Source organism: Streptomyces sp. NBC_01689, assembly GCF_036250675.1.
Lineage (GTDB): Bacteria > Actinomycetota > Actinomycetes > Streptomycetales > Streptomycetaceae > Streptomyces.
The window spans coordinates 4,899,340-4,925,341 of record NZ_CP109592.1; the positions used below are offsets into that span (position 1 = coordinate 4,899,340).

The window sequence follows — 26,002 nt, forward strand, 5'->3', positions numbered from 1 at the left end:
CATGACGAGCGAGCCCGGTTCGGTGTCCGAGACCTTCGCGTTCGCGTGCCGGAACTGCGGGCACACCTGGGAGGCGGCGTTCCAGGTCATGTTCTTCACCGATCCGACCGACGCCGCGGGCCTGCACACGCAGGAGTACGTCGACGAGGACGGCGTCGCGATCAGGTCGCCGCTGGCCGACGCGGTGTGCACGCGGTGCGGAAGCCGCAGGGTGCGGGTGGCGTCGCCGGACACCGTGCGCCGGCCGCGGCCGGCGCACGACCCGGCCGACTGAGGTCCGGCGCGGCCGCTCACCCGGACGGGCCCGGTGCGCTGGTGGCGCGCCGCGCCCGGTGGTGGCGTGGGAGGAGACATCGTGCCCGCCGTCAGGAGGCCCCCGCCGTGAACCGTCCGCCGTACCGTCCCGCCTCCGTCCTCCCCCCGTCCCCCGGCCCCCGGCTGCTGGTCTGCGCCCTGACGGTGGGCGTGCTGTGGTCGGCGGCCGCGTGCTCGAACAGCGGCGGCGCGGACGGGGGCACGGTCCACGGCTCCCCGCTGGCCGAGGTGTCGGCCGGCGCGTCCGCCGGCACGCTCACCGTGGACCAGGCCAGGGCCGCGCTGATCACCAACGCGGACCTGCCGTCGCAGTGGACGGGGACGTCGGGAGCGGCGACCTGGCGGGACGGCCTGCTCAAGAGCAAGGTCGACGCGTCGGGCTTCGGTACGGACAAGAACGCCGCCGCCGACTGCCAGAAGCTGCTCGACGGTCTCTACGCCGAGGAGCTGCTGGGCCCGGCGAAGGGGACCAAGGCCGTCACCGGGTTCGACGACACCGACAACCAGGCCCAGATGCACTACCAGGTCGCGGAGTACGGGGAGACGGAGCTGCACACCCGGCTGGCGTGGGTGGCCACGCTGCCCCAGAAGTGCGCCGCGTTCACGGCCGTCGACGGGCAGGGCGGCCGGCAGAACGTACAGGTCGTCTCGGCGCGGCTGCCCGACGAGGGCGACGCCCGGCAGGGCCTGCAGGTGACCATGAACGGGCAGCTGGACGGCGAGCCCTCGACCCTGACCCTGGACGTCGCCGCCGTGCGGGTCGGCGGCAGCGCCCTCTTCCTCACCAACGGCGGCCTGAACGGCGCCGAGTCGGACTCCACGGCACAGGCCGTCCAGCAGGGGACCCCCCGGCTGCAGCAGGTGCTCGAAGGGAAGACACCCGCCGCCAGCCCGACGAACTGACGCACCGCGGCTCCCCGGCCCCGGGCCGAGCGGGCGGGCGGGACCGGCCGGGCCGGACCCGCGGGTCCGCCGGGCCGGGCGCACGCACCGGTCGGCGGGGCCGATCCGCCGATCCGGGCGTACGGATCTCCGCGGGCGTTATTCCATCCGCTCGACGGCGTCCTTCGCCTCCTTGAGGCCGACGCCCGTGAACTCCCGGTAGGCCTTGATCGCCTGGATCTTCCGGCCGTCCCTCGCCAGTGCGGCCACCTGCTCCAGCTCCGGTTCGCGCTGCTGGATGTCCAAGTGGCCGATGATCAGGTCGAGTTTGCGCTCGACGCGGGCGATCCTGCGGTCGGTGCGGCCCAGTCTGCTCTCCAGCCCCGCGTAGCTCGCGAAGACGATCATGGCGAGGACGAAGAACCCGAGTATTCCCATGCGCCCGATCCTAGGGAAGCGTCCGCGCGTCCACACCGAGACGACGCAAGAGGACCGGCAGCGCCCTCAGGGGGCACGGGGAACCGCGCGACCGGCTTCCCCCACCCACCCGGACCCGCCGAGCGACCGGGTCCGCCGCCGGCGACCGGGGCGTCGCGGTGACCGGGGCGTCGCGGTCCGTCGCCGGACGCCTCGCGCGGCGCACCCGCCCCCCACGACTCGAACACCCGCACGACTTCGGCGAGGGCTGCGCGGGCGTGTTGACCAAATTGATGCAGAGCCCGGCCGACGGCTCCCCGGCCGTCCTCAAGGGCGCCGCGGGCCCCCGCGCCCGTCGGCGGGCGGCTGCGGCGCACAGCCCGGCCTCACCGCGGATCTCCCCGCGGAACACCCGGCCAAGGGCGGAAAGCCGACCCTCCCGGCGCCCCTCCCCGGCGCTGCTGACGGGCTCCGCCCCCGCCTCCGGGAGGGTGCCCGGCCCAAGATCACCGGGGCCGCCGGCGGCCCCTCGGGCAACCGCTCTCCGGCCGAAGAAGGAAATCCGGGGCTTCCGAACGGCCGAACAAAGCCCATACTGGCTACACGATGACGAAACCCTCCGCGCCCCGGCGCCACCTGCCCACCAGCCCCTTCGCTGCCCCGGTCGTCCCCGTGGCCAAGGAATTCAGCCTCGGAGACCGCGTCTCCCACGACCAGTTCGGCCTGGGCACGATCATCGGCGTCGAAGAGGGCATCGCCATGCTCGTCGACTTCGGCTCCCGCCAGGCCCGCATCCTCAGCCCCTACACCCGGATGGACAGGCTCTGACCTGCACGTTGCGCAGTACCCGCACCGCCGTCCCCACCCGCGTCGCTCGCGGCACCCGACCCGACTGACACCACCGGACCCGGCCACCTCACCGCGCGGCTCCCCCATCCGCAGGTTGCCGGGTTTTCGGTGTGCGACGGCCCGGGCGCCGCACCGGCTCCCCGTCCGGAGACACCTTGCCGGGCCCCCGCGGCCCCCCGAACGGCCCACCCCGCTCGCCCCAGGCCCCCGTCCCGCCGAGGGTGAGGACATGGATGCCGCGGGCGAAGAGCTGCCGTTCGAGGATCTGACCGACTTCGAGAACGCGGATCGCGGGTTCATCGCGGCCCTGGTTCCCGGCGTGGTCCGGGACGCCGCGGGGCGGGTGGTCCATGACGCGGACGCCTACGGGTTCCTCGCGGACGACTGCCCGCCGACCGCGCACCCCAGTCTGTGGCGGCAGGCACGCCTCTGCGCGCGACAGGGGCTGTACGAGGTCACCGAGGGTGTCTACCAGGTACGCGGGCTCGACCTGTCGAACATGACCGTCGTCGAGGGCCGCGAGGGCGTCGTCGTGATCGATCCGCTGATCTCGGCGGAGTGCGCCGCCGCCGCGCTCGCCCTCTACCGCGAGCACCGCGGACATCGCCGCGTGACCGGGCTCGTCTACACCCACTCGCACGTCGACCACTTCGGCGGCGCCCGCGGTGTGCTGCCGCACGGCGCGGAGAGCGGGGTGCCGGTGCTCGCGCCCGGCGGTTTCCTGGCGCACGCGGTCAGCGAGAACGTCTTCGCCGGCAACGCGATGCTGCGCCGGGCCGCCTTCATGTACGGCGCCCCGCTGCCCAAGGGGCCGCGCGACCAGATCGGCACCGGGCTCGGCACCACCACCTCCACGGGCACCGTCACGCTCGTCGCCCCGAACGTGGACGTCACCCGGACCGGGCAGGAGGAGACCGTGGACGGCGTGCGGTTCGTCTTCCAGCTCACGCCGGGGACCGAGGCGCCCGCCGAGATGAACTTCCTGCTGCGCGACCAGCGCGCGCTGTGCGTGGCCGAGAACGCCAGTCACACCCTGCACAACGTGCTCACCCTTCGGGGCGCACCGGTCCGCGACGCACGCGTCTGGGCCCGCTACCTCGACGAGACCGTCGACCTGTTCGCCGACACCTACGACGTCGCGTTCGCCTCCCACAACTGGCCGACGTGGGGGCGCGAGAACATCGTCCGGTTCCTCGGCGAGCAGCGGGACCTGTACGCGTACCTGCACGACCAGACCCTGCGCCTGCTCAACGACGGCCTGACCGGCGCGGAGATCGCCGAGCGGCTGCGGCTTCCGCCCGCCCTGGAGAGGTCCTGGCACGCGCGCGGCTACTACGGATCCCTCAGCCACAACGTCAAGGCCGTCTACCAGCGGTACATGGGCTGGTACGACGGGAACCCCGCCCATCTCTGGGAGCATCCGCCCGCCGAACTGGCCTCCCGGTACGTGGAGCTGGCCGGCGGGCCGGCGGAGGCCCTGGTGAAGGCGCGGGCGTACGCGGACAACGGTGACCTCCGTTTCGCCGCGACCCTCCTCAACCACCTGGTCTTCGCCGACCCGGCGGACCGTGCCGCCAAGGAGACCCTCTGCGGTGTCTACGAGCGGCTCGGGCACGGCGCCGAGAACGGCACCTGGCGCAACTACTACCTCACCGCGGCCCTGGAGCTGCGCGGGGTCACCGCCGACACCGACATCGACACCACGGACTCCGAACTCACCTCCGCGCTCACCGTGAGCATGCTCCTCGACTCGCTCGCCGTCCGCATCGACGGTCCGCGCGCCTGGCACGACCACCTGACCCTCGACCTCGTCGTGACGGACGAGCAGCGCCGTCACCGCGTCAACCTCCACCACGGGGCGCTGACGCACCGCGGCATGCCGGTGCACCACGTCCCGAAGCCGCACGCGGGACTGACCCTGACCCTCACCCGGCCGGAACTGCGGGCGGTGCTGGAGGGGCGGGGCCTCGCGGGTGTCGAGACGGACGGCGACCCCGCCCTCCTGGACCGTCTCCTGTCGTACGCCACCGAGCCGGACCGCGCGTTCCCCGTCGTGACGCCCTGACGGCGCCCTGCGGCGCCGTGGCGGCCCTGTGAGGGGCCTCGGGCGGCCTCGGAGGAGTGCGGGTGCGGCGCGGGCGGGCACCGGGTCCCGCCCGCGCACCGGGGGTCAGAGCGGTGGCTGCGCGGGGGCCGGGCCCAGGGTGGTCGTGCCGGGCGCCGTGCGGTGGCCCAGGCCCGTGCGGTAGGCGTCGAGGGCCGCCTCCACCCGGCCGGTGCGGCGCAGGAGGTCCCCGAGCAGACGGCAGAGGTCGGCCAGGTCGCCCGCCGCCCCGGCCCGCTCCAGCAGGCTCAGCGCCCGGACGTAGTGCTCCTCGGCGGTCTCGGTGTCCCGGGCGTCCTCGGCGATGATGCCGAGGAGCCGGTGCGCGCCCGCCGAGTGCACGGCGCCGCGCTCGGGGCTGAGGTCGCCGAGCACCTCGTGGAGGAGGACGGCGGCCTCGTCCGACTTGCCGCGCCGGTGCAGCACGTCCGCGAGCTCCACGTTGACCTGGCTGGTGTAGAGGGCCGCGCGCTTGGCCGAGAGCATGGCCTGCGCCTCGCGCAACTCGCTCTCCGCGCGCTCCAGTTCGCCGTTCTGCGCGTAGAGGTATCCGCGCATCCAGTGGCAGTTGGCGAGCTCCGTGCGGATCTGGAGCTGACGGTAGAGCTCGGCGGCCTTGGCGAGGGAGGCGTCGGCCTCCGCGATCCGGCCCTCGGCGATCATGGTGCGGGCCACCGAGCGGTGCATCCGGGCGACCAGCGCGGGCTCGCCGACCTGCGGGGCGAGGGCGAGCGCGAACTCCGCGGCCTGGGCGGCGCGGGCGTGCGCGCCCATGTCCATGTAGGGCGCGATGACGCCGGTGTAGAGCAGCAGCAGGGCATCCGGGTCGTGCATCCCGGTCCGGTTCAGTTCGTCCAGCGTGGACTCGAACAGATAGCAGGCGTACCGGAGTTCACCGGCGAGGTAGTGGGAGACGGCACGGCCGCGCAGGGCGGGCACCCGCTGCGGCAGCGGGGCGTCGCCGAGGCGCCGCTCCGACGCCTCGAACCGCTCGCGGGCGGTCTCCAGGTCCCCGTTCTCCAGGGCGCACTCGCCGAGCCCGAGCAGGGCGGCGGCCTGCTCGGCGACGAGTCCGTGGGTGTCCGCCTCCGCGAGGAGCACCGTGTACTGCTCCGCCGCGACCTCGGCCTCACCGGTGGCCAGGGTGCGCTGCGCGTCGGTCAGCCGCAGCCGCAGATCGGTGGCCAGGTGGGCGGGCCGGCCGGTCGCCAGCTCCTCGTACGCCACGCCGAGCCGCTCGGCTATGTGCCGCAGCGCGGGTTCGGAGGCGCGTACCCGCCCCGCCTCCAGTGTCGAGATGTAGGCGGGCGTGTACGCCGGTTCCGCCAATTGCCGTTGTGTCAGCCCGCGTTCCGTACGCAGCTGCTGGACCCTGCGCCCGATGACCTCCGGGCCGTCACGCTCCGCCATGGATTAAGCATGCCATTAAGTCCACTTAACCCGAGACGGCTTTTGACTAATGTCCAACTCCCCTTGCGCCCCTTGCCCTTTGGTGCTCCGAACCCCTACGTTAAGCGCCGGGTTAAGCCTGCTTAATACGCCGCTGTTGTTGCGAGGTCGCCGTGCTCCGACGTATTTCCGCGCGCTACTTCCGAGTGCTCGGTGCGGCCGTGATCGCCGTGGCCGCCCTGGTGCTGGCGGCGAACGCGGGCCCGGCCAGGGCCGACGGCTCCGCCCCGGCCCTCCACCAACAGGGCTCCGGACACGCGGGGACCGCGTACGACGGCGCCTTCGCACGACCGTAGCGGCCGCGGCGGCCGGCCACGACCCGCGGCACACCCCCGTCGCCCACGGATGTGGACGCACGGCGGACGGCCTCCCGCGTCGGCGGCACCCCCGCCGGCGCCCCCGCGGGACCCGCCCGTCCGGACACCGCGTCCTCCCCCGCGGCGGACGGCGCGAACGGCCGTCGGCGGAAATCCCCCCGTTCCGCCGGCGGCCTCTACCCTGACCCGGTGAACTCCACTGCCGCACGTACCGCGCTGGACCTCACCGCCGACCTCCCGGTCCCCGCCCTGGAGGACCTCTACCGGGACCTGCACCGGCACCCGGAGCTGTCGGCACGGGAGCACCGGACGGCCGCCGCCCTCGCCGACCGCTTCCGCACCGCCGGGTTCGACACCGTCACGGGCATCGGCGGCACCGGGGTCGTCGGGGTCCTGCGCAACGGGCCGGGCCCGACCGTCCTGCTCCGCGCCGACATGGACGCCCTGCCGGTCCAGGAGGAGACCGGGCTGCCGTACGCCTCCCTGACGCCCGGCGTGATGCACGCCTGCGGACACGATCTGCACGTCACCTGGCTGGCGGGCGCGGCCGGGGCGCTCGCCGCCGGCCGCGACACCTGGTCGGGCACGCTGCTGGTGCTCGGGCAGCCCGCCGAGGAGACCGGCGAGGGCGCGGCCGCGATGATCGAGGACCACGTGTACGAGCGGTTCCCGCCGCCGGACGTGCTGCTCGCCCAGCACGCGGCGCCCGGTCCGGCGGGGCTCTACGCCCACCGGCCCGGACTCATCATGTCCGCCTCGACCGACGTGGACATCGTCGTGCACGGGCGGGGCGGGCACGGCTCGCGCCCGGAGTCGGCCGTGGACCCGGTCGTCACCGCCGCGTACCTGGTGACCCGGCTGCAGACCGTCGTCAGCCGGGAGGTCGCGGCGCGCGACCAGGCCGTCCTGACCGTGGGCCGGATCGAGGCCGGCACCCGCCACAACATCATCCCCGCCGAGGCGCGGATCGCCCTCAACCTCCGGACCCAGTCCGACGAGGTGCGCGCACGCATGATCACGGCGATCCGGCGGATCGCGGCGGGCGAGTGCCTGGCCGCCGGCTGCCCGCGCGAGCCCGACGTCACCGTGGGCAACAGCTTCCCCGTGACCGTCAACGACCCCGACACCGACCGGCGGATCGCCGCGGTGCACGGTGAGGTCTTCGGCACCGGGACGATCCTCGACCCCGGCCCGGCGATGGGCAGCGAGGACTTCCCGAGGCTCGCGGACGGACGGATCCCGTACTCCTACTGGTTCGTGACGAGCACCCCGGCGGAGGTCTGGGACGCCGCTCCCGGCGACGACCTGATGGAGAAGTTCGCGGCCGTGCCCAGCAACCACAGCCCGCACTTCGCGCCCGACCCGAGCACCCTCGCGCCGGGCGTACGGACGCTGGTGTCGGGGGCGCTCGCCTGCCTCAACGGTCCGGAAGGACCCGCCTGAGCGCCCTGTCGAGTACGGCGGCCAGTTCCGCGTCGCCCGGCGGGTCCTCGCCGAACAGCTTGCCCAGTTCGGTGGCGAAGGTCTGCGTGAAGGCCCCGTAGAGCGGAGTGCGGGGACGCTGCACGGCGCGTCGCAGCGCGGGCAGCAGGATGGTGCGCGCGTACCGGGGACGGCCCTGATCGTCGCGCGGCATGCGGTCGGCGCTCTCCGCGGTCGGCGACGCCGACGGAGAGGCGGGGGAGGCGCCGGGTGCGGCGGCCGTGCCGCAGGTCACCCCGTCGTCCTGGTAGGCGGACTCCCGGGTGGCCGCGAACCCCGCGTCGAGCAGGCAGCGTTCACTCCGTTCGCCGGTGAGGAAGCGGATCAGTTCCTTCGCCTTCGCGGCCCGCCGCGGCGACTGCGTGGTCACCGCGAGGTTCTGGCCGCCCAGCACCGCACGGCCCGGCAGCGGGGCCACGCCGACCTGCGCCTCGCCGAGCGACTGGTGCAGGGTGCGGTACGCGTACGGCCAGTGGCGCAGGAACGCCGTACGGCCGTCGGCGAAGTCGGTGAGCGACTCGGTCTCGTCGGAGCGGGACGCGTCGCCCAGTGTGTACGCGGGCTGGGCACGGGCGCGCAGTTCCGCCACCCCCTCGGTCAGCTCCGCCACGGTCGCGGTGTAGCGGCCCCGGTCGTCGGTGAGGGCGACACCGTCGGCGGCGGACAGGAACGCCTCGACGCCGTTGACCGTACGGCCCTCGTAGGGACCCAGCTGCGTGGTCCAGCCCTTCTCGTAGTCCGGCGGCCGCCGCGCGCCCGGTGCCTCGACGGCGTCGGTGAGCTCCCGCAGCCGCTGCCAGCCGACCCCCCGGCTCAGGTCGGTGTCCCGGATGTGGGCCTGCTCCAGGTAGTCGCGACGGTAGTAGAGCAGGCCGACGTCGCTGTTGAACGGCACGGCGAAGACCTTCCCGTCCCAACGGGCCGTGTCCGCCACCGACTTGATCATGTCGCCGTCGAGCATGTCCGCGCGCAGCGGGCTGATCAGGTGCGCGGCGGCGAACTCCGGCACCCAGGTCACGTCGAGGTTGACGACGTCGTACTCCGCGCCGCGCGACTGCAGCGCGCCCAGGAGCTGGCTGCGCTGTTCGTCGGCGGAGCCGGGGAGTTCGACCAGCCGGGCGTGGACCCCGGTGCGCTCCTTGTCCTGCCGGGCGTTCCACGCGTCGATCAGCTGCTGCCGGACGCCGCCCTTGCCCGTCACGTCCCGCCCGCTGGCCACGATGATGTCCCCGGGGCCGCCCGGGGAGACGGGTGCGCCGGAGGGCGTGGGTCCGCCGCCGGTGCACGCGGCGGTCAGCAGGAGCACCAGGGCGGTCGCGCACCCGTGGACCCGCCGGGCCGCCGCGCTTCCGTGCACCCGTCGTCCCGTCACTCGTCCCCCGTTCCCGTGCGCGCTACCTCGTTCCGCAGGTCGGCCACGAGATCGCCCGTGGTGTCGAGGCAACGGCCGCCGCTCTCCTCGGAGATCCGCCGGCCGGGACCGTCCTTGGCGCAGCCGCCGCTGTCCAGGGCCGCCATGACCACCGGAACCCCCTTGTCGTGGAGCCGTCCGAGCAGTTCGCCGAGGTGACCGTGCGCGGTCAGGCGGTCGTTGTCCTCGTCGTCCGTGAGGAGGACGATCAGCTCGGGACGGCTGTCGTCCCTGCCCTTGCGGGCCATGGTGTCTGCCGCGGCCCCGAGCGCGGCGTACGGATCGGCCTCCGCGTCCTGGACGACGGCCTCGCGGTCGACCGTGCGCTCGGCGTCCTGCCGCGCGTGCGGGCCGAACGTAAGGATCTCGTCGTAGGGGCGGCCGCCCGGCGAGGCGACGGACCACACCCCGTACTCGTCCCGGTCGCCGAGCCCGGCGAACGACTGCTTCAGGATGCCGGGGGCGCCGCCCGGCCCCTGCCAGAGGTCGGCCATGGACCCGGAACTGTCCAGCAGGAACAGCACCCGGCCCGGCCCGTTGGCGTTGCGGTACCGCTTCAGGGCCGTCTCCATCGCGTCGGCGCCCGCCGCCCCGGGAGCCGCTCCGGGGTCGGCGATCAGCCCGGAGTCCGGGACCCGCGAGGAGAGCAGGGCATGGGCCCCGGACGGGGAACGGAATCCCTCCTCGCCGAAGACCGCGAGCCCTCCGCCGTGTCCCTTCCCGTCACCGCTCCCGCCGCCCGGCTCCGTGAGCCACTCGCGGAAGGACCGGACCGCGTCGTCCCGCGCCGCGCCGTCGGCGTCGCCGTCCTTCCACCGGACCCGTACGAAGAGCGGCGTGAGGGCCGGCACGTCGTCGGGGTACTCGGCCATCCGCAGCGTGCGCGTCGTCCGGTCGCAGCCGACACCGCTCACCATCAGGAACTCCGGCACCAGAGCCGCCGTCCCCCGGTCGGTGTCCGCGTCGTCGGGCAGCGCGCAGAGCAGGTCACCGGCGGTGGGAGAGACCGGCCCGGTCTGCTCCACGCCCTTCTCGGCCCGGCTCACGTCGGGCGTCCCGGTGCCGTACAGGCCGACCGTCGCCAGCAGCGCGGAGTCCGTGTACGCCGGGTCCGCGCGCCGTACCTCGGCACTGCCGTCCCGCCGCGTCAGTTTCCGCCGCAGACCCGCGAGCGAGTCGCCGGTGCGGTCGGCCACCGATGCCTCGGCGATCTCCTGCGGCACGGACAGCACCACCGGCGAGTACGCGAAGGGCGCGGCGTCCGGCTCCAGCGACACATAGCTGCGCCGGAGCCCGGTGGGACGCGCCCGGGCGGCCGTCGCCGCGGTGCCCGGTATCCAGATGTCGGGCTGGGGCCCGATGTCGCGCTGCGGGTCGAGCTCGTCGTCGACCGGCCGCTGCCAGGGGTCCGACTGGTCGCGCAGGCCCGCCACGACGGCCGCCGAACCGGCGGCGTACACGGTGATCCCGCTGCGCCGGCAGCCGTCGCCGGTGGTGTTCGTCTCCGAGGTGAGGTAGGTGTCGGCCGCCTTGCGGACGGCCGGCTCCAGGTCGGGGTCGGTGAGCAGGCGCAGTTCCAGCGGCGGGGCACAGGGCGCCCCGCCGGACGCGCCGTGGCCGAGGACCAGGTAGCCGGCGAGGCCCAGGACGGCGGCGGCCAGAACGGCGAGGGCCAGGACGGCGACGGCGGTGCGGCGGGAACGGCGCCACCCCGGGCGCCACCGCCCCGTCTGGCGGGGCGGGCGCGGACCGCCCCGGTCCCGGACGCGGTGGAGCGCCACCCGGACCGAACGGACGCGGGTCCGCGCGGCGCGGGCCGCCGCGTCGAGCAGGGCGCCGGGCCGGAGCGGGGCCGCGTCGTCCGGCCCGCGGCGGACCGGCCCGCGGCGGACCGATCCGCCGGCCGCGCCGCCGGGCAGCGGGCCCCCTTCGGCCCCGGCGGGCGCGGTGGCCCCGGGGCGGACCGCCAGCAGCACGTCCACCGCCGGGTTCTCCGTGCGGCACTGCGGCTCCCAGGGCTCTCCGCGCTCGGTGCGGTGATGGGCGGACATGTACACCCGGAGGGCCTCCGCCAGGGCCAGGAAGGGAATCTCGTCACCCTCCCCCTCCACGCCCTCCGTCAGCAGATCCACCAGCCGGGCCGTGAAGGGCGTGGGGGTGCCGCCGGCCCCCGCGTCGATGCGGTGGTTGGCCTGCACGCCCATGAGCACGGAGACGCGCCGTCTGAGGTCGGGGCGCTCCACCGCCTCCCACACGCGGGCCGCGTTGCCCGCGTTGCAACAGTCGAGGACGACGACGATCCGCTCCGCCGCGCTGTCGGCGAGGATCCTCAGCACGTTGGTGAAGGGGGCGGCCCCCTCGAACCCGGCCGTCCCGCCCCGGACGACCTCCGCGTCACGCATCTGCAGCCACAGCTCGTCGCCCGCGCTGGGCACGGCGCCGTGTCCGGCGAAGTAGAGCAGGAGCAGTCCCTCGGCGTCGTCGACGGCCGCCCGCAGCGCCTTGCGGAACTCCCCCAGCGCCGGGGAGCGCGCCACGGTGACCCCGCCCGGCCCGAGCACTCCGCCCCGCTCCAGCGCGGCGGCGAGCAGCGACAGGTTGTGGGCGACGGCGGGCAGCGGGCTCGGGACGCCGTGGCGGTGCTCCGGTCGCGTGAACTCGTACTCCGACACCCCGACCAGCAGGGCCCGGTTCACTCGTCCGCGCGGGTCGAAGCGGTCCACCCGACTACCTCTCGTCGGGGTCCACGGGATCGACACGGGCTTCGGGCGGATCACCGTTCTCCACGGAGCCGCGGTTGTCCCGCCAGGCCAGGACGGCGCTCTTCACCTGGGCGAGCAGTTCCTTGAACAGGGTCTCGGCGCCCGCGCCGATCAGGACCAGCACGATGTCCGTGCCGACGCCCATGGGCGTGCCCTGCGCGTCGGTCCCGGCGCGCTCCTCGATCCTGAGATCGCCCCGCCCAACCAATTCCTCCAGCGGCTTCTCCCGCTCCAGCCACTTCTTCAGTGCGCCGACGTCGCTCTCGCTCGCCGTCCCGTCCAGACGCACACGGACGGCCCGGGTCGCCACACCCTCCCCCTCAGCAGTCATGACTCACCATCATGGCACCGGAGTTGACGTCCGGGGAGGCTCTCGACCATCACCGGCACGCGATCCGCACGGGTCGTACCCACCGCTGCTTCCGTCCAGGGGCCCGTGGGCGGAGGCGGGCCGTCAGACCTGCGCCTCCAGCCGGCTGAGTTCGCGCTGCACATGGTCCAGCGCGCCCTGCCGGCGCCCGGGCACGCGCAGCCGCAACCCGGCCAGGGCGAGCCCCAGTTCACGGGCGCGCAGCGGGTCCTCGACGCGGCCCCACTGATGGTGGGCCCGGTCCACGGCCGACTCCACGGCCGGGGCGTCGGCGGCCTGTCCCGCGTCCAGGCGCACGGTCGCCACCGCCAGCCAGACCCGGCAGCTGCCGGCCGCGTCCCCGGCCAGCATCGCCAGGTCGGCACGGACCTCCGCCCAGTGCAGGGCCTCCTCGGATGCGGCGCCCCAGGCGCGGACCGCCTCCTGTTCCCGGCGCCCGGCCAGTGCCGCCGCCTCGTCGTGCCGGCCCGCCTGCGCGGCGGCGGTGATCGCGGCGTGCGGGTCCGGTGCCGCGGGCACCCGGGCGTCCACCGCCAGCACGATCCCCGGCCGCCCGCCGTTCCCTTCGGCGCGGGCCAGCGCCTGTTCGTGCAGGAGCGGCAGCGCGGGGCGATGGCCGCTGCGCAGCAGGGTGGCGACGGCCTTCATGTACGCCGGGGACGCCACCGTGCGCCGGGGCGGCGGCGGGGCCACGCGGCCGTACAGTCCGACGCCCGGCCCCACGGCCAGGGTGCCGGTGGCGAGGTGGTCCCAGCTCTCCGCGTCGGCGTGCAGGTCGGCCAGGACCGTCGTGGTGCCGGGCGGGCGCAGCCGGAGTTCCTCGGCGATCCAGTGCCAGGGGAAGGCCGTGTAGCGGACGGTCGCCGGGGTGGTGCGGGCCAGTGCGAGGTGGGGGAGGCGCTGACGGCGGTCCAGCTGGAGCTGGCCGGTCACGAACAGGGTCAGCGGGCCGGGGGCGGCGGCCGCGGCCCGCAGCCGGGTCAGGACGGCCTGGGGTTCCAGGGGGTCGGCCAGTTCGACGACGTTCGCCGTCTCCGTGCCGGACAGCACCGCGGGGGAGACGGCCGCGAGCACGGGGAGCACGGACGCCGCGTCCACCAGACACCCCTTGCCGACCGGCGAGGCCGCGAGGAGCAGCACGGTTCCGGGCATGGTTCCCTCCCCATCGATCACGTACGCCAGCACCGTAACCTCTGCGCCTGCAAAGGGGGGACGACAGACGTGCAAACGCCCTCCTATGGCCGGCTTCCGGCGCCGCCCCCGCCGTCGGCGCTCCCGCCGCCCCTCCACCCCCTGCCGCCCGTGCCTCGGCCGCCCGTGCCTCGGCCGCTCCGGCCAACGCCCCGGCGCCGGCCGCCGATGCCCCCGATGCCGCCGCCCGTGGTGGCCCCGCCGGGCCGCCGTCGTACCGCGAAGATCGTCGTGTCGTCGGAGAGGTGCCCCCCGCAGTGCCGCAGGGTGCCGTCGCGGACGAGTTCGACGAGGCGTTCCGGGTCGGCGGTCGCCGGGTCGGCCGCGAGGGCGCCGGCCACCCGGTCGCGCAGCGGGAAGAAGACTCCGTCGGCGTCACGGGCCTCGGTCACGCCGTCCGTGACCAGCAGCAGGGTCTCGCCGGGGGCCAGCACCGCCGTCAGGACGAGGGGCCGGTCGTCGGTCAGGGCCGCGAGGCCCAGGGGCAGGCCGTGGCCCGGCGGCAGGTCGCGGACGCCGTCGGGGGCGACCACCAGCGGCGGTTCGTGGCCGAAGTTGACGAACTCCACGGTGTCCCGGTCGTCCTGGGGGAAGCCGACCAGGATGCCGGTGGCGAAACGGTCCCGGTCGTCACGGCCGAGCGCCGCCCGGTAGCGCACGTGCCGGAGCATGCGCACCTCCAGCCGGTCGGCGACGGTGTCGAGGGCGGGCTCGTGGAAGGCCGCCTCGCGGAACGTGCCGAGCAGCGCGGCCGCCGCCTCCACCGCCCCGAGTCCCTTGCCCTGGACGTCGCCGAGCAGCAGCCGGGTGCCGCGGGGGCCGGGCTGGATGTCGTAGAAGTCGCCGCCGACCCTGGCCTCGCTGTCGGCGGCCAGGTACACGGCCGCGTGGTCGAGGCCGCCCCAGCCGGCCGGCATCGGGCGCAGCACGGTGCGCCGGGTGGTCTCGACGACGTCCAGCATGTGCAGCATGCGCCGCTCGCCGCGGACCCGGACCCCACAGGCCAGGATCGCGAGGAGGCTGCCCAGGGCGACGAGGATGAAGTCGGCCAGCCCCGTCCGGTACTGGTACGACCAGGACCGGTCCACCGCGAAGTAGGTGAGCATCGAGAGGCAGGCGAAGGCCGCCGTGCCCCACACTCCGCACAGCGCCGCCGCGATGCCCGGGACGAGCACGATCCACGAGATCATCCGGAACGCGCCCGAGGTGTTCCAGTCGGCCGCCGCGATCCCGCCGAGCAGCAGCGCGGGCGGCACCCAGGCGACGCTGCGGCCGCGCGCTCTCAGGAGTTTCTGCCGCTGGACGGGGTCGTCCCGCCCGGCCGGGAGCGGCAGCGGGCCGGGCATGAGTCGCCGGTCGCCCACCTCGCCGTACCGCCTGTCCTTGTCGGCGCGCGGCGGATGTCAGTACGCCACCGACATCCGGCCACGCGGGTGGGTGGGCGTCTCCAGCTCGTCGACGAAGGCGACGGCGTAGTCCTCGGCGCTGATCCGGCTGTTGCCGTGGTCGTCGGTGAGCAGCCGGTCGCCGTCGGTCCGGAACCGGCCCGTGCGCCGGCCGGGGCCGATGTCCGCGGCGGGCGAGACGTAGGTCCAGTCGAGGTCGTCGACGGTGCGGTAGTAGGTGAGGGCCTCGCGGTGGGCGAGCGCCTCGGCGAGCACGGGCTCGGGGAAACCCGGCTGGTCCGCGAGTTCCTGTCCGGGCGCGACCTCCAGGCTGCCCGCGCCGCCGACGACCACGAGCCGGGCGACGCCCGCCGCGCGGGTGCCGTCCACGAGCGCCCGGTTGAGGGTGAGGAAGGGACCCGTGAGGTCCGGCCCGTCCCTCGGCGGCACGCACGCCGAGGCGACCGCGTCGGCGCCCGCGGCCAGTTCGGCCACTTTGGCGTCGTCGGCCGCGTCCGCGGCGGTGGCGGTGACCCCGGGGACCGGGGACCGCCCGGACCTGCTGACCGCCAGGACCTGATGACCGCGCTCCGCCGCCTCCGTGGCGATCCGGCTGCCGACCATGCCGGTGGCGCCGAAGAGTACGAGCTTCATGGGAGTCAGCGAAACACGCGCCCGAAGCCCCCGCATCCCGACTTGCCAGCCGTCCGGGCGAGGTGTGCCCTGGAAGGCAGGGGCGAGGAGAGAGGAGTCCTCCCATGGCTCACGCGGCACCTTCCTCATCGGCGCCCGGGACACGGCACACGGCACGGGCGCCACAGCCGTCGGACGTCTTCGACGCGCGCATCCACGCCGTCGCGCTGTGGGCGGTACCCGTGCTCGGCGGGCTCGTCTACGGGTTCTGGGCGGCGGCCATCAACCGCGGTGGCGGGCCCATCACGGGCTGGAACATCCTGTTCGGATTCGTGTGCGCGATCGTGTTCGCCGTGGCCTGCGTCGGTGTCCTGCTGGTGGCTCCGCTGCTGCGGCGCGAACTGCACGCGGTGCTCTGGGCCGTCTTCGCCGGCCTCGCCTTCGGCTTCATCTACAGCCAGGCCGACCACAGTGTCTGGCGGTCCACGATGATGTCGCTGGGGGTCGCCTTCGGCGTGTTCGTCGTGAACTTCTACCGCTACTACACCCACGAGGACGCGGCCGGTCACCAGCTGGGCTGACGCCCCTCCCGCGCCGTCCGCGGCGCACGGCACCCGGCCCGTACGACACACGAGACCCCGGCCCGCATGTGGTGCACGAGATCCCGGCGGCCGCCGGGGTCTCGTGCACCTCCCTCACTCACCTACCTCCTGGGACGCCGGCCCCAGGAGCCGCGGGGCGTGATGGTCACGCCGGTTCTTCCAGGTTCGCCGGTTCTTCCAGGTTCCAGGAAACACCCGTTCGGGTGAGCCCTCCACCGGAGCGGACGGAACCCCGGGACGCCCGGGGGTTCCCCGGGGGGGGGGCACGGGCCCCGGCCCCCGTTCGGCTTGTCACGTGCGCCCATCTGCAGTCACACCGCTCGCGCCCGGGCTCGCCGGGGCTTTGCCTGAGAGGGTGTCCCCCCGTGCCCGGAGCGTCCTGTCGGCCGTTCTGATCGTCCTCGCGTGCCTGCTCGCGCCGCTCGGCGCGCTGTCGGGCTGGGCGATGTACGGCATCGGCGACAGCGGGCGCTACGAGGCCACGGTGGCGCCGCTCGCCTCGGACTCGGACGTGCGGGAGGCGATCGCCTCGGCGGTCACGGACGGCATCCTGCGCGAGGTCCACGTGGGCGCACCGCTCCAGAAGCCGGTGAACCACTTCGTGCGGGACGCGGTGCGCTCCTTCACCCACACCCCGGCGTTCCGCGCGGCGTGGCAGGCGGCGAACCGGGCCGCGCACGACGCCGTGATGCGGGCGCTGCACAGCGACCGCGAGGAGGCCGTGACCATCGACCTCGCGCCGGTCGCGCAGCGGGTCAAGAGCCAGCTGACGGTCGAGCACATGCCGTTGGCCAACCGGATCCCCGTCGAGCACACCGAGATCACGGTGCTGCCGTCCGAGGACCTGAACCAGCTCCGGAAAGGGTTCCACGTGCTTGAATTCGCCGGCTTCTGGCTGCCGGCCGCGGCAGCCGTCCTCGCCGTGACGGGCATCCTGGTCGCGGTGTGCCGCAGACGGGCGGTGCTGGCCACCGGGCTCGGGACCGCGCTGGGCGCCGCGCTGCTCGGCGTGGCGATCGCCGTGGGCCGCCGGCTGACCCTCGCCGACCTGCCGGCCGACGTGTCCCCGAGCGCGGCGGGCGCGGTCTACGACGCCCTCACCGGCACCCTCCGCCTCGTCTCCTGGCTGCTGCTCGGCCTGGGGGTCGCGGTGGCCTCGGCCGCGCTGCTCACGGCCGCGTACGGGCGACGCCGGCGAGCGTCCGCAGCGCCCGCGCAAGCTCCGGCGGACCAGCCGACGCAAGTCCGAGCCTGACCGCGTCGGGCACGCCGCTCCCGGCCGCGAACGCGGAGCCCGGGGTGACGGCGATCCCGTGCGCCGCTGCCGCCGCCGTGAAGGTGTCGGCGCGCCACGGCGGGGGCAGCTCCCACCAGGCGAAGTACGAGTGCGGGTCGGCCCGTACGGAGAACCCGGCGAGATGCCGGGCGACGAGCCGCTGCCGGGCCGCCGCGTCGGCGCGCTTGGCGGTGACCAGCCGCCCCACCGTCCCGTCGGCGATCCAGCGGACCGCGGCCTCCAGCGCGAAGCGCCCCGCCGTCCACGCCCCGGAGCGAAGGGCCTCCCCGACGGCCTCGACCCGCTCCGGCGGGACCACGAGCACGCCCACCGTCAGTCCGGGCGCGACGCGCTTGGAGAGCCCGTCGACGACATGGGTGCGCTCCGGGGCGTACGCGGCCAGGGGCGCCGGGCCCCGCCGGCCGTCCTGGAGGAAGGACCAGATCCGGTCCTCGACGAGGGGGAGGTCCGCGTCCCTGGCGGCGGCGGCCAGCTCCCTGCGGCGGGTGTCGCCCGCCGTCGCCGACGTCGGGTTGTGCAGGGTCGGCTGGACGTACACGGCGGCGAGCGGCGCCGAGCGGTGCGCCGCGGTGACCGCCTCCGGACGCAGCCCCTGTTCGTCCGTCGCCAGCGGGACCGGCGTGATGCCCAGCCGTGTCGCGATCTCCTTGACCAGCGGATACGTCAGTGACTCGACACCGACGCGGCCGCCCGGCCGGACGAGGGAGGCGAGTGCGGCGGCGACGGCCTGGCGCGCGTTGCCCGCGAACGCCAGCCGGTCCGGGGCGGGCCGCCAGCCCGGGGTGGCGAGCAGGGCGGCGAAGGCCTCGCGGGCCGCGGGCGTGCCGGTGGCGGGCGCCGTGCGCAGCGCGTCCGTGAGCAGGTCCGGGCGCGCCAGCGTGGCGAGGGCGGGAGCGAGCAGCTCCGACTGCCCCGGGACGACCGGGTAGTTCAGCTCCATGTTGACGACAGCGCCGGACGGGGAGCCGAACGGGCCCGGTCCGCCCGGGAGTTCCGGGGGCGGTTCGGCGAGGGCGCGGCCCGAGGGGACCGGGGCCGCCCGGACGAACGTGCCGCGGCCGACCTCGCCGACCACCAGCCCGCGCCGCACCAGTTCGGCGTAGACACGTCCGGCGGTCGACCCGGCGATACCGCGCCGCCGCGCGAACACCCTCTGCGGAGGCAGCTGTTCACCGGACCTGAGCCGCCCGGCGGCGATGTCCTCGGCCAGCCGGTCGGCGATGCGCCGGTAGTCCTCCACGCGACACCTCCTCACATTGCACCGAGAGCAAAGATTTTATTGCACCGAGCAGTTGGCCGGTCCTAGGGTCGGCACATGGCACCCTTCCTCGCATACGAGGACAAAGGGGATGTCGCCGCGTCGGCGCTACCCCTCGTCCTGATCCACGGCCACCCCTTCGACCGCACCATGTGGGCTCCCCAGATCGCCGCCTTCTCGGCCGGCCGCCGGGTGATCGCACCCGATCTGCGCGGCTACGGCGCCTCGCCGGTGGTCCCGGGCGTCACCCTCCTGTCCGCCTTCGCCGAGGACGTCGTGGCACTCCTCGACGACCTCGGCGTCACCACGTGCGTCCTCGCCGGGCTCTCCATGGGCGGCCAGATCGCCATGGAGTGCTACCGGCTGTTCCCGGAGCGGATCCGCGCGCTGGTGCTGGCCGACACCTTCCCGGCGGCGGAGACTCCGAAGGGCCGGCGGTCCCGGGCCGCGACGGCGGACCGGCTGCTGCGCGAGGGCATGGCGGGATACGCCGACGAGGTGCTGCACCGGATGGTCGCCCCGTACGCCGACGCGCGCGTCGCGGACCGGGTGCACCGGATGATGACCGGCACGCCGGCCGAGGGCGCCGCGGCGGCCCTGCGCGGGCGGGCGCTCCGCCCCGACTACCGTGACCTGCTGACCCGGGTCGGCGTCCCGGCACTCGTCGTGGTCGGCGCGGACGACACGTTCACCCCGGTCCACGACGCGGAGGCGATGCACGCGGCACTGCCCGATTCCACGCTGCGCGTGATCGCCTCGGCCGCCCACCTGCCGAACCTGGAACGCCCCGAGGAGTTCAACGAGGCACTGGCCGCCTTCCTCGCCCGCCTCGACGCCTCCACCCCGGTCCCCTCCGGGGCACAGGGGACATGACACCCGCGCACCGGCCGCCCTCCGGCCCGCACGGCCCTCCGGTCTCGCCGCCCGCCGGCCCGTACCCGTCCGCGCGGGCGCCCGGCCGCGGGCCCGCGGACCTGGGGGGCGGGTCCGGGGACGGCTCCGTGAAACGGTCATAATGGGCTCATGCCCCGCCAGTTGCCCAGTGTGCTCACCCCGCCCGACTGGCTGGCCAGGAACCTCCGCCCGCAGCACGACCCCGTCTCCCGCGCGGCCGTCGTCCGCGCCGCGGTGGCGATGTCCCTGCCGCTGGCGATCGGACTGGCCGTGGGCCGGCCCGAATACGGCGCGCTCGCCTCCATGGGCGCCCTGTCCGGCGTCATCGGTGACACCGCCGACGCGTACCGCATGCGCATCCTCACCATCGCCGTCCCGCAGCTCTTCGGCGCGGCCGGCGTCACCGTCGGCGCGGTCGCCTTCGGCCACGGCTGGACCACCGTCGTCGCGGTCACCGCCGTCGCCCTCGTCTCCGGGATGTTGTCGACGATCGGCGCCGTCGCCTCCGTGTCCGGACTGCTGCTCCTCCTCAACTGCGTGATCGGCGCCGGACTCCCGCTGCCGGGCGCGTGGTGGCTCGCGCCCCTCCTGATGTCCGGCGGCGGCCTGCTGGTCCTCGCGCTCGCCCTGCTCGCGTGGCCGCTGCGCTCGGGAGTGCCCGAACGGATCGCCGTCGCGCAGGCCTACCGGGCGGCCGCCGACCTGCTCGCCGCGAGCGGCACCGACGCGTACGACGACCGCCGCCACGCCGTCACCCGGTCCCTGAACCAGGCCTACGACCTCGTCCTCGCCCGGCGCGCCCGCCACCACGGCCGCAACCCGGACCTCGCCCGGCTGCTGGCCCAGCTGAACGCCGTCACCCCCGTCGTGGAGAGCGCCCCGGCCGCCCACCAGTACGGCCGGCAGCACCGCGAGCCGCTGCCCCCCGAGGTGCCCGCGGCCGTACGCCGCCTCGCGGACGCCGTCGAGGCCGGGGACACCGGCCCGGCCGACCTCCGGCTCCCCGTCCCGACCCACGAGACCGCGCGCGCCGTCGACCACGCGCTCGCCCACGCCGCCGGCGTCGTCACCGGCCGGGGCGCCGACACCCGCGGCGCCGACGACCCGGTCGGCAGGCCGGCCGGCCTCGGCGTCCGCGCCGCGCGCTCCGCCCGCGACGTCCTGCTGTCCGCCGGGTCCTGGCGCTACGGACTGCGGCTCGCCGTCTGCATCGGCCTCGCGCAAGCCCTGGTCTCCCTCGTGCCGGTGGCCCGCTCGTACTGGGTCGCCCTCACCATCACCTTCGTGATGAAGCCCGACTTCGGATCGGTCTTCTCCCGCGCGCTGATGCGCGCGCTCGGAACGGTGGCGGGACTCCTCGTCGCGGCCGTCGTGCTCGCCGCCGTGCCGCTCGGCCGGTGGGACGTGGCGGCCATATTCGTCCTCGCGCCCCTCATCCCGGTCCTCGGCGCACGCGGCTACGGCCACCAGACCGCCGCCGTCACACCGGTGATCCTGCTCCTGTCCGACGTCCTCAACCACCAGGGCACCGCCCTGCTCGTCCCCCGGCTCGTCGACTCCCTGATGGGATGCGCGATCGCGCTCGTCGCCGGATATCTGCTGTGGCCGGAGAGCTGGCACACCCGGGTCGGCGACCGGCTCGCCGACACGGTCGCGGACACCGCCCGCTACGTCGAGTACGCCTCCCGGGAGGACGCCGGCACCGGCGAACGCGCCCGTATGCGGCGCCGGCTCCACCGCGACCTGTCCGGCATCCGCACCGAGTTCCAGCGGGCCCTGAGCGAACCCCCGCCCAACGGCCGGCGCGCCGCCGCCTGGCTCCCGCTCGTCGTCGCCGTCGAGCGGATCGTCGACGCGACCACCGCGGCCGGCGTACGGGTCCGGCACGGGGCCCCGCGCCCGTCGGCCGCCGAGTTCGCGCAGGTGGTCCTGCAACTGCGGGAACTGTCCGAGGGGCTGCGCGAGACGGACGTGCTCGTCGCCGTCCGCACGGATCTCACCGGCCCGGCCGGCAGTGTGCTCGAACCCCTCCGGCAGGAGGTCGCCGCGGCCCGCGCGATCGCGTCGCCGCACTGAGCGCGGCCGCACTGAGCGCCGGCCGCGGAGCCGAACCGGGAGGCGGCACCCGGGAAGCGGGCCGGACTCCGGGACGGGCGGCCGGGACCGGCGGCCGGGACCGTCCCGGGAAGAACGGCGGTGCGGGCCGCCCGTGCAGGGGGCGGCCCGCACCCGTGGGGGGTGGGGCTGGTGCCGGTCGTGGGGGGACGGGCAGGACTGGTGGGACTAGCGGGCGTTCGCCTTGGCCAGGGCCTTGTCCAGCGCCTGTGCGAAGCCGCCCGCCCACAGCTGGTTGACCCGCGACCGCTCGGCCGCGTTGGGGTTCGCGTTGGTGCAGGAGGGACCGGGGCCGCCGCCCGACATCAGTTCGCTGCACGGGCCGGAGTAGTGGTCGGGCAGACCGAGGACATGGCCGGTCTCGTGAGCGGTGATGCGGATCGGGTTGTACTGCTCGCTCTGTGCGTAGTCCAGGAAGACGTACCCGCTGCCGTGGCCGTCCGTCGAGGCGTACGAGCCACGCGAGTCGTTGCCCTCGCGGTAGGTGAAGTCGGCACTCGACGCCGAACCCGACTGGAGCTTCACGTTCGCCACCGCGCCGTTCCATATCGCGGTGCTGCGGGCTATCTCGGTGCTGAAGGAGGGGGCGCGGGAGGCGTTGTAGATCACGGTGACGGCCGCGGCGCTGCTCGGGTTCGCGGCGCGCTTCTCGGCGACGGACCTGATGACCGCCGCGAAGAACGCCTGGTTGGCCTTGCTCTCCTCGGCGGACCCCGCGTAGCCGGCGTATCCGGGGAGGGCGGAGTGTCCGGCGTGCACGGCGTCCTGCGCGGCAGCGGGAGCCGCCACGGCGGGGACCGTGCCGAACCCGGCGGCCGCGAGGCCCAGACCGAGCGCCGCCGCGAGCAGGACCTTGGACCTGGGCGTGGGAAGTCCCATCGATGACTCCTTGTGTGGGGGAGTGAAGTCGTCACCGTGAGTCTCGGTGCCTGTGCGGCGGCTGTGATGATGGCAAGTGGCGATAGGCCAGGACTATCGGCTCGCGCGGGACTGTCCAACCCGCCCTCTCCGCAGGGGTTTTGGGCGTCTGGTGCAACCCCGGCTTCCGACTTAGGCTCCGCAGGCATGGAGCTTGAGGTCAGGCACCTTCGCGCGCTGTGCGCCATCGCCGACACCGGCAGCCTGCACCGTGCCGCGCGCCTGCTCGGCGTCGCCCAGCCCTCGTTGAGCACCCAGCTGCGCCGGATCGAACAGGAGCTGGGCGGCGAGCTGTTCCTCCGCGAACGGACCGGCTGCCGGCCCACCCCGCTCGGGCGGATCGTGCTCGGGCGGGCCCGCCCGCTGGTGGCCGAAATGCGGTCCCTGGTCGCCGAGGCGCGGGCCGCCGCCGCGGACGGGCTCCAGCTGCGGATCGGCTCCACCGCGAGCCGCGCCCTCGCCGGCTGGCTGCGACGTCTGCGCGAACACGGCCAGGAACCCCTCCTGCAGATGGACGTGTCCGCGAACTCGCTGCTCAACCTGGTCGCCGAGGGGCGGCTCGACGTCGCCTTCGTGCACGAGGTGGAGGGCTGCCCCCTGCGCATCCCGGACGGACTGCGGCTGCGCATCCTGGTCGAGCGGGAACCCCAGTTCGTCTCCCTGCCCAACGACCACCCGGCCGCGGCGCGTCCCGTCGTCCACCTCTCCGAGCTGGCCCAGGACCGCTGGATGGTGGACCCCACGGTCGACGGCGAGTGGGACGCCGTGCACCGGATGCTGCGCTCCGCCGGACTCAACCCCCGGGTCCTGCACGGCGACTACCACACGGCGGCCTCCCTGGTCGCCACCGGCGAGGTCGTCACGGTCTGCCAGCCCACCCGCCAGTCCGGCCCCGAGACGGCGGTACGCCCCCTGCACGGCGACCCGCTCGGGGTACGGCTGCTGCTCGCGGCCCGTACGGAGGCGGAGCTGGACGGCGTCCATCCGGAACTCGCGGACGCCTACGAGGAGACGGCCCGGCAGGCGCCCGCCTACCGGGAGTGGCTGGAACACGGCGGTTCGGGGACACCGGTTCCCGCGCTCCCGTGAACGTCGGCCGGTCTCCGGCCGGCTTCCTGTGTGAGGATGTGCGCGACGGCAGCAGTCTGCGGACTTTACTCTTCCGACATGATTCCTTGACCTGGGCTTGATGTCGGGGGGATGTGGGCGCCGGGGTGCGGCGATCCGCTGAACGTGCGGTGAACCCGTGGGAGCCGTAGGGGTCTTGATAACGCTCTTGACACCGCTACCTGCCGGTACCCGACCCTGCCCAAGATCGCCGACAGCGGCCGCTAACCTTACGTGTCCGTCCTGGCCAGGGATTGACGGGCTTCAACTCATGCGAAGGGTTGCGCACATGGGCATTCTCACTCTCCTGCGGAACGCGTTCGGCCGCTCACGCCAGGGGCGTGACGCCGACGCGGAGACCTCGCGGGAAGCTTCGGCTCCCTCGGTTCCGGCCCCGGAGACCGAAGACGTTCCCTCGCGGGAGGCCGAGCCGGCCTCCGCGTCGATCCCCGCCCAGGCGGCCGAACGGATCCCGACGGAGACGGAGCCGAAGATCCCCGCCCCTTCGTCCGAGCCGAAGCCGGGGCCGTCGACATCGGTCGCCGACGACCTGGTCTCGGCGGCGTTCGACAACGTCACGGTCCCCAGGCCGACGGAGCCGACAGAGCCGCCCGCCCTGACGGAGCCGGCTGCGCAGACGACGCCCGCTCCGGAGCCGGTGACCGAGCCGGAGCCGGTGGCTGCCGCGACCGAGGTGGACGGTGAGGCACGGTCCGCGACCGCGGGCGACCCCGAAGCCGAGCCTGAAACCGAAGTCGAGGCCCAGGCCGAGGTCGAGGTCCAGGCGGCAGCCGAGCCCCAGGCCGAGACGGAGACCGTGGCCGAACCCACGGCCGAGGCAGAGCCCGAGACCGTCCCCGCGCCTGAGACCGTGACCGAGGCGACGGAGCCCGTCGCCGAGGTCGTCACCGAAGCCGAGCCCGCGGCCGCAATCGCCACCGAGCCCGAGGCGGAGACCGTCACCGAAGCCGAGCCCGTGGCCGAGGTCGTCGCCGAGGCCGAGTCCGTCGTGGAGGCGGCCGCTCCCGAGGCCTCGGAGCAGACGGGCGAGACCACGCCCGGCCCGGAGGCCGACGAGCCCGCGGCAGCCGACGGCGAACAGGCCGCGCAGGAGTCACTCGCAGCCGCCGACGAGACCGCCACGGGTGGTGCGGGTGGGAACACCCGCACGGCCGAAGGCGAAGCCGAGGCCGAGACCGCCCCCACCACCGAGACCGCCCCCACCACCGAGCCCGCCCCCACCACCGAACCCGAGGCCGAGGCCGCCGTCCTGGCCGAGGCCGAGTCCGTCGTGGCGGCGGCCGCCGACGGCGAACAGGCCGCACAGGGGCCACTCGCAGCCGACGACGAGACCGCCACGGGTGGTGCGGGTGGGAACACCCGCACGGCCGAAGGCGAAGCCGAGGCCGAAAACGCCCCCGTTACCGAGAGCGCCGCGTCCGCCGCCCACGTCCAGGCCACCGCCCCGACCCTCGCCACCGCGTACAGGGAAGCCGCGGCCACCCTGGAGAAGCAGCACCTCACCGGCGCCCGTGCCAGGGTCTACCTCGTCCTGGACCGCTCCGCGTCGATGCGCGCGTACTACAAGGACGGCTCCGCGCAGGCCCTCGGCGAGCAGGCCCTCGCCCTCGCCGCGCACCTCGACCCCGAGGCCACCGTCCCGGTCGTCTTCTTCTCGACCGAGCTCGACGGCACCGGTGAGCTCACCCTCGCCGACTACGAGAACAAGGTCGACGAGCTCCACGGCACCCTCGGCCGCATGGGCCGTACCAGCTACCACGTCGCCGTCCAGGAAGTCCTCGCGCAGCACGAGAAGTCGCAGGACCCCGCGGCCCCCGCGCTGGTGATCTTCCAGACGGACGGCGCCCCGGACGCCAAGACCCCGGCCACCCAGGCGCTCACCGACGCGGCGAAGACCCACCCCGGCGTCTTCTTCTCCTTCGTCGCCTTCGGCGAGCACGAGAACAAGGCGTTCGACTACCTGCGCAAGCTGAAGACCGCGAACACGTCCTTCTTCCACGCGGGCCCCACCCCCCGCGAGCTGACGGACGCCGAGGTCTACGAGGGCGTCCTGGCCGACTGGCGTCCGTAGCGCCGACGCCGGCACCCCGCCGGCATCCCGGAGAGCACCGACAGAGGCCGCCCGCTTCCCGACCCGTAAAACGGGAGGCGGGCGGCCTACCCGTGTCGGCTACGATTTCAAGGTTCGTAAGACGACCGGCGACCAGACCTGGATCGCCCGAC

Annotated in this window: 22 protein-coding genes; 12 read left to right on the plus strand and 10 right to left on the minus strand. The window is 74.7% G+C overall.

Going from position 1 to position 26,002, the window contains the following annotated elements; genetic code table 11:
• The first annotated feature begins 1 nt into the window (after position 1).
• Positions 2–274, plus strand: coding sequence for a hypothetical protein (locus tag OG776_RS20765; protein WP_261994954.1), 273 nt, complete (start codon positions 2–4; stop codon positions 272–274).
• Between the two features lie 107 nt (positions 275–381).
• Complete coding sequence (locus OG776_RS20770; RefSeq protein WP_329322120.1) at positions 382–1,218, plus strand: hypothetical protein; 837 nt, start codon at positions 382–384, stop codon at positions 1,216–1,218.
• A 138-nt stretch (positions 1,219–1,356) separates the two neighbouring features.
• Here OG776_RS20770 and OG776_RS20775 read toward each other — a convergent pair whose 3' ends face one another.
• On the minus strand, positions 1,357–1,635 hold the full coding sequence (locus tag OG776_RS20775) for a ribosomal protein L7/L12 (protein ID WP_148014918.1): 279 nt from the start codon (positions 1,633–1,635) through the stop codon (positions 1,357–1,359).
• 585 nt (positions 1,636–2,220) lie between these two features.
• Between OG776_RS20775 and OG776_RS20780 the strand changes: the two genes are divergently transcribed.
• Together OG776_RS20780 and OG776_RS20785 are read left to right on the plus strand one after the other, a co-directional pair.
• A complete protein-coding gene (locus OG776_RS20780) occupies positions 2,221–2,442 on the plus strand; it encodes a hypothetical protein (protein WP_101399314.1) in 222 nt (73 codons plus the stop codon).
• A gap of 250 nt (positions 2,443–2,692) precedes the next feature.
• Positions 2,693–4,528: an alkyl/aryl-sulfatase gene (locus tag OG776_RS20785; RefSeq protein WP_329322123.1), complete on the plus strand. Its 1,836-nt coding sequence runs from the start codon at positions 2,693–2,695 to the stop codon at positions 4,526–4,528.
• Between the two features lie 105 nt (positions 4,529–4,633).
• Here OG776_RS20785 and OG776_RS20790 read toward each other — a convergent pair whose 3' ends face one another.
• On the minus strand, positions 4,634–5,977 hold the full coding sequence (locus OG776_RS20790; RefSeq protein ID WP_148009374.1) for a helix-turn-helix domain-containing protein: 1,344 nt from the start codon (positions 5,975–5,977) through the stop codon (positions 4,634–4,636).
• A gap of 152 nt (positions 5,978–6,129) precedes the next feature.
• Between OG776_RS20790 and OG776_RS20795 the strand changes: the two genes are divergently transcribed.
• Both OG776_RS20795 and OG776_RS20800 read left to right on the plus strand, forming a co-directional pair.
• Positions 6,130–6,312 (plus strand): hypothetical protein, encoded by a 183-nt coding sequence (locus OG776_RS20795; protein ID WP_148009373.1) that lies wholly within the window; start codon positions 6,130–6,132, stop codon positions 6,310–6,312.
• A 210-nt stretch (positions 6,313–6,522) separates the two neighbouring features.
• Positions 6,523–7,776: an amidohydrolase gene (locus tag OG776_RS20800; RefSeq protein ID WP_148009372.1), complete on the plus strand. Its 1,254-nt coding sequence runs from the start codon at positions 6,523–6,525 to the stop codon at positions 7,774–7,776.
• Here the strand turns inward: OG776_RS20800 and OG776_RS20805 are convergent.
• The 6 genes from OG776_RS20805 to OG776_RS20830 all read right to left on the minus strand — a co-directional run bounded on the left by OG776_RS20805 (position 7,751) and on the right by OG776_RS20830 (position 15,588).
• The gene (locus OG776_RS20805; protein WP_261994531.1) at positions 7,751–9,172 is read right to left on the minus strand and encodes an extracellular solute-binding protein; all 1,422 of its coding nucleotides are present in this window, start codon (positions 9,170–9,172) and stop codon (positions 7,751–7,753) included. The two genes, OG776_RS20800 and OG776_RS20805, sit on opposite strands and share 26 nt — an antisense overlap.
• An 11-nt stretch (positions 9,173–9,183) precedes the next feature.
• Positions 9,184–11,949, minus strand: a complete 2,766-nt coding sequence (locus OG776_RS20810) for a caspase family protein (protein WP_148009371.1) — start codon at positions 11,947–11,949, stop codon at positions 9,184–9,186.
• Between the two features lie 4 nt (positions 11,950–11,953).
• Positions 11,954–12,319 (minus strand): hypothetical protein, encoded by a 366-nt coding sequence (locus OG776_RS20815; RefSeq protein WP_261994530.1) that lies wholly within the window; start codon positions 12,317–12,319, stop codon positions 11,954–11,956.
• A gap of 123 nt (positions 12,320–12,442) precedes the next feature.
• Positions 12,443–13,510, minus strand: a complete 1,068-nt coding sequence (locus OG776_RS20820) for a hypothetical protein (protein WP_148009370.1) — start codon at positions 13,508–13,510, stop codon at positions 12,443–12,445.
• 83 nt (positions 13,511–13,593) lie between these two features.
• The gene (locus OG776_RS20825) at positions 13,594–14,895 is read right to left on the minus strand and encodes a PP2C family protein-serine/threonine phosphatase (protein WP_329322129.1); all 1,302 of its coding nucleotides are present in this window, start codon (positions 14,893–14,895) and stop codon (positions 13,594–13,596) included.
• 57 nt (positions 14,896–14,952) lie between these two features.
• On the minus strand, positions 14,953–15,588 hold the full coding sequence (locus OG776_RS20830; protein WP_329322131.1) for an NAD(P)-dependent oxidoreductase: 636 nt from the start codon (positions 15,586–15,588) through the stop codon (positions 14,953–14,955).
• A 104-nt stretch (positions 15,589–15,692) separates the two neighbouring features.
• Between OG776_RS20830 and OG776_RS20835 the strand changes: the two genes are divergently transcribed.
• A complete protein-coding gene (locus OG776_RS20835; RefSeq protein ID WP_329322133.1) occupies positions 15,693–16,148 on the plus strand; it encodes a hypothetical protein in 456 nt (151 codons plus the stop codon).
• 376 nt (positions 16,149–16,524) lie between these two features.
• Positions 16,525–17,424 (plus strand): hypothetical protein, encoded by a 900-nt coding sequence (locus OG776_RS20840; RefSeq protein WP_148014667.1) that lies wholly within the window; start codon positions 16,525–16,527, stop codon positions 17,422–17,424.
• On the opposite strand, the gene OG776_RS20845 is transcribed toward OG776_RS20840, so the two are convergent.
• The gene (locus OG776_RS20845; RefSeq protein ID WP_329322136.1) at positions 17,339–18,706 is read right to left on the minus strand and encodes an aminotransferase-like domain-containing protein; all 1,368 of its coding nucleotides are present in this window, start codon (positions 18,704–18,706) and stop codon (positions 17,339–17,341) included. The two genes, OG776_RS20840 and OG776_RS20845, sit on opposite strands and share 86 nt — an antisense overlap.
• Positions 18,707–18,781: 75 nt before the next feature.
• Between OG776_RS20845 and OG776_RS20850 the strand changes: the two genes are divergently transcribed.
• The gene (locus tag OG776_RS20850) at positions 18,782–19,597 is read left to right on the plus strand and encodes an alpha/beta fold hydrolase (protein WP_329322138.1); all 816 of its coding nucleotides are present in this window, start codon (positions 18,782–18,784) and stop codon (positions 19,595–19,597) included.
• Between the two features lie 150 nt (positions 19,598–19,747).
• Positions 19,748–21,694, plus strand: coding sequence for an FUSC family protein (locus OG776_RS20855; protein WP_329322140.1), 1,947 nt, complete (start codon positions 19,748–19,750; stop codon positions 21,692–21,694).
• 207 nt (positions 21,695–21,901) lie between these two features.
• Here the strand turns inward: OG776_RS20855 and snpA are convergent, their stop codons facing one another.
• On the minus strand, positions 21,902–22,612 hold the full coding sequence (snpA, locus tag OG776_RS20860; RefSeq protein WP_148009369.1) for a snapalysin: 711 nt from the start codon (positions 22,610–22,612) through the stop codon (positions 21,902–21,904).
• 186 nt (positions 22,613–22,798) lie between these two features.
• On the opposite strand from snpA, the gene OG776_RS20865 reads away from it, so the two are divergent.
• A complete protein-coding gene (locus tag OG776_RS20865) occupies positions 22,799–23,740 on the plus strand; it encodes a LysR family transcriptional regulator (RefSeq protein ID WP_148009368.1) in 942 nt (313 codons plus the stop codon).
• Between the two features lie 307 nt (positions 23,741–24,047).
• Entirely contained in the window at positions 24,048–25,850 is a 1,803-nt protein-coding gene (locus OG776_RS20870) for a VWA domain-containing protein (protein ID WP_329322143.1), read from the plus strand.
• Positions 25,851–26,002: the final 152 nt, after the last annotated feature.

Excerpts from the sequence above, each read along its gene's own strand:
- OG776_RS20765 (WP_261994954.1), top strand. The coding sequence starts at position 2 with ATGACGAGCGAGCCCGGTTCGGTGTCCGAGACCTTCGCGTTCGCGTGC.
- OG776_RS20775 (WP_148014918.1), bottom strand. The coding sequence starts at position 1,635 with ATGGGAATACTCGGGTTCTTCGTCCTCGCCATGATCGTCTTCGCGAGC.
- OG776_RS20780 (WP_101399314.1), top strand. The coding sequence starts at position 2,221 with ATGACGAAACCCTCCGCGCCCCGGCGCCACCTGCCCACCAGCCCCTTC.
- OG776_RS20785 (WP_329322123.1), top strand. The coding sequence starts at position 2,693 with ATGGATGCCGCGGGCGAAGAGCTGCCGTTCGAGGATCTGACCGACTTC.
- OG776_RS20790 (WP_148009374.1), bottom strand. The coding sequence starts at position 5,977 with ATGGCGGAGCGTGACGGCCCGGAGGTCATCGGGCGCAGGGTCCAGCAG.
- OG776_RS20815 (WP_261994530.1), bottom strand. The coding sequence starts at position 12,319 with ATGACTGCTGAGGGGGAGGGTGTGGCGACCCGGGCCGTCCGTGTGCGT.
- OG776_RS20820 (WP_148009370.1), bottom strand. The coding sequence starts at position 13,510 with ATGCCCGGAACCGTGCTGCTCCTCGCGGCCTCGCCGGTCGGCAAGGGG.
- OG776_RS20825 (WP_329322129.1), bottom strand. The coding sequence starts at position 14,895 with ATGCCCGGCCCGCTGCCGCTCCCGGCCGGGCGGGACGACCCCGTCCAG.
- OG776_RS20830 (WP_329322131.1), bottom strand. The coding sequence starts at position 15,588 with ATGAAGCTCGTACTCTTCGGCGCCACCGGCATGGTCGGCAGCCGGATC.
- OG776_RS20835 (WP_329322133.1), top strand. The coding sequence starts at position 15,693 with ATGGCTCACGCGGCACCTTCCTCATCGGCGCCCGGGACACGGCACACG.
- OG776_RS20850 (WP_329322138.1), top strand. The coding sequence starts at position 18,782 with ATGGCACCCTTCCTCGCATACGAGGACAAAGGGGATGTCGCCGCGTCG.
- OG776_RS20855 (WP_329322140.1), top strand. The coding sequence starts at position 19,748 with ATGCCCCGCCAGTTGCCCAGTGTGCTCACCCCGCCCGACTGGCTGGCC.
- snpA (WP_148009369.1), bottom strand. The coding sequence starts at position 22,612 with ATGGGACTTCCCACGCCCAGGTCCAAGGTCCTGCTCGCGGCGGCGCTC.
- OG776_RS20865 (WP_148009368.1), top strand. The coding sequence starts at position 22,799 with ATGGAGCTTGAGGTCAGGCACCTTCGCGCGCTGTGCGCCATCGCCGAC.
- OG776_RS20870 (WP_329322143.1), top strand. The coding sequence starts at position 24,048 with ATGGGCATTCTCACTCTCCTGCGGAACGCGTTCGGCCGCTCACGCCAG.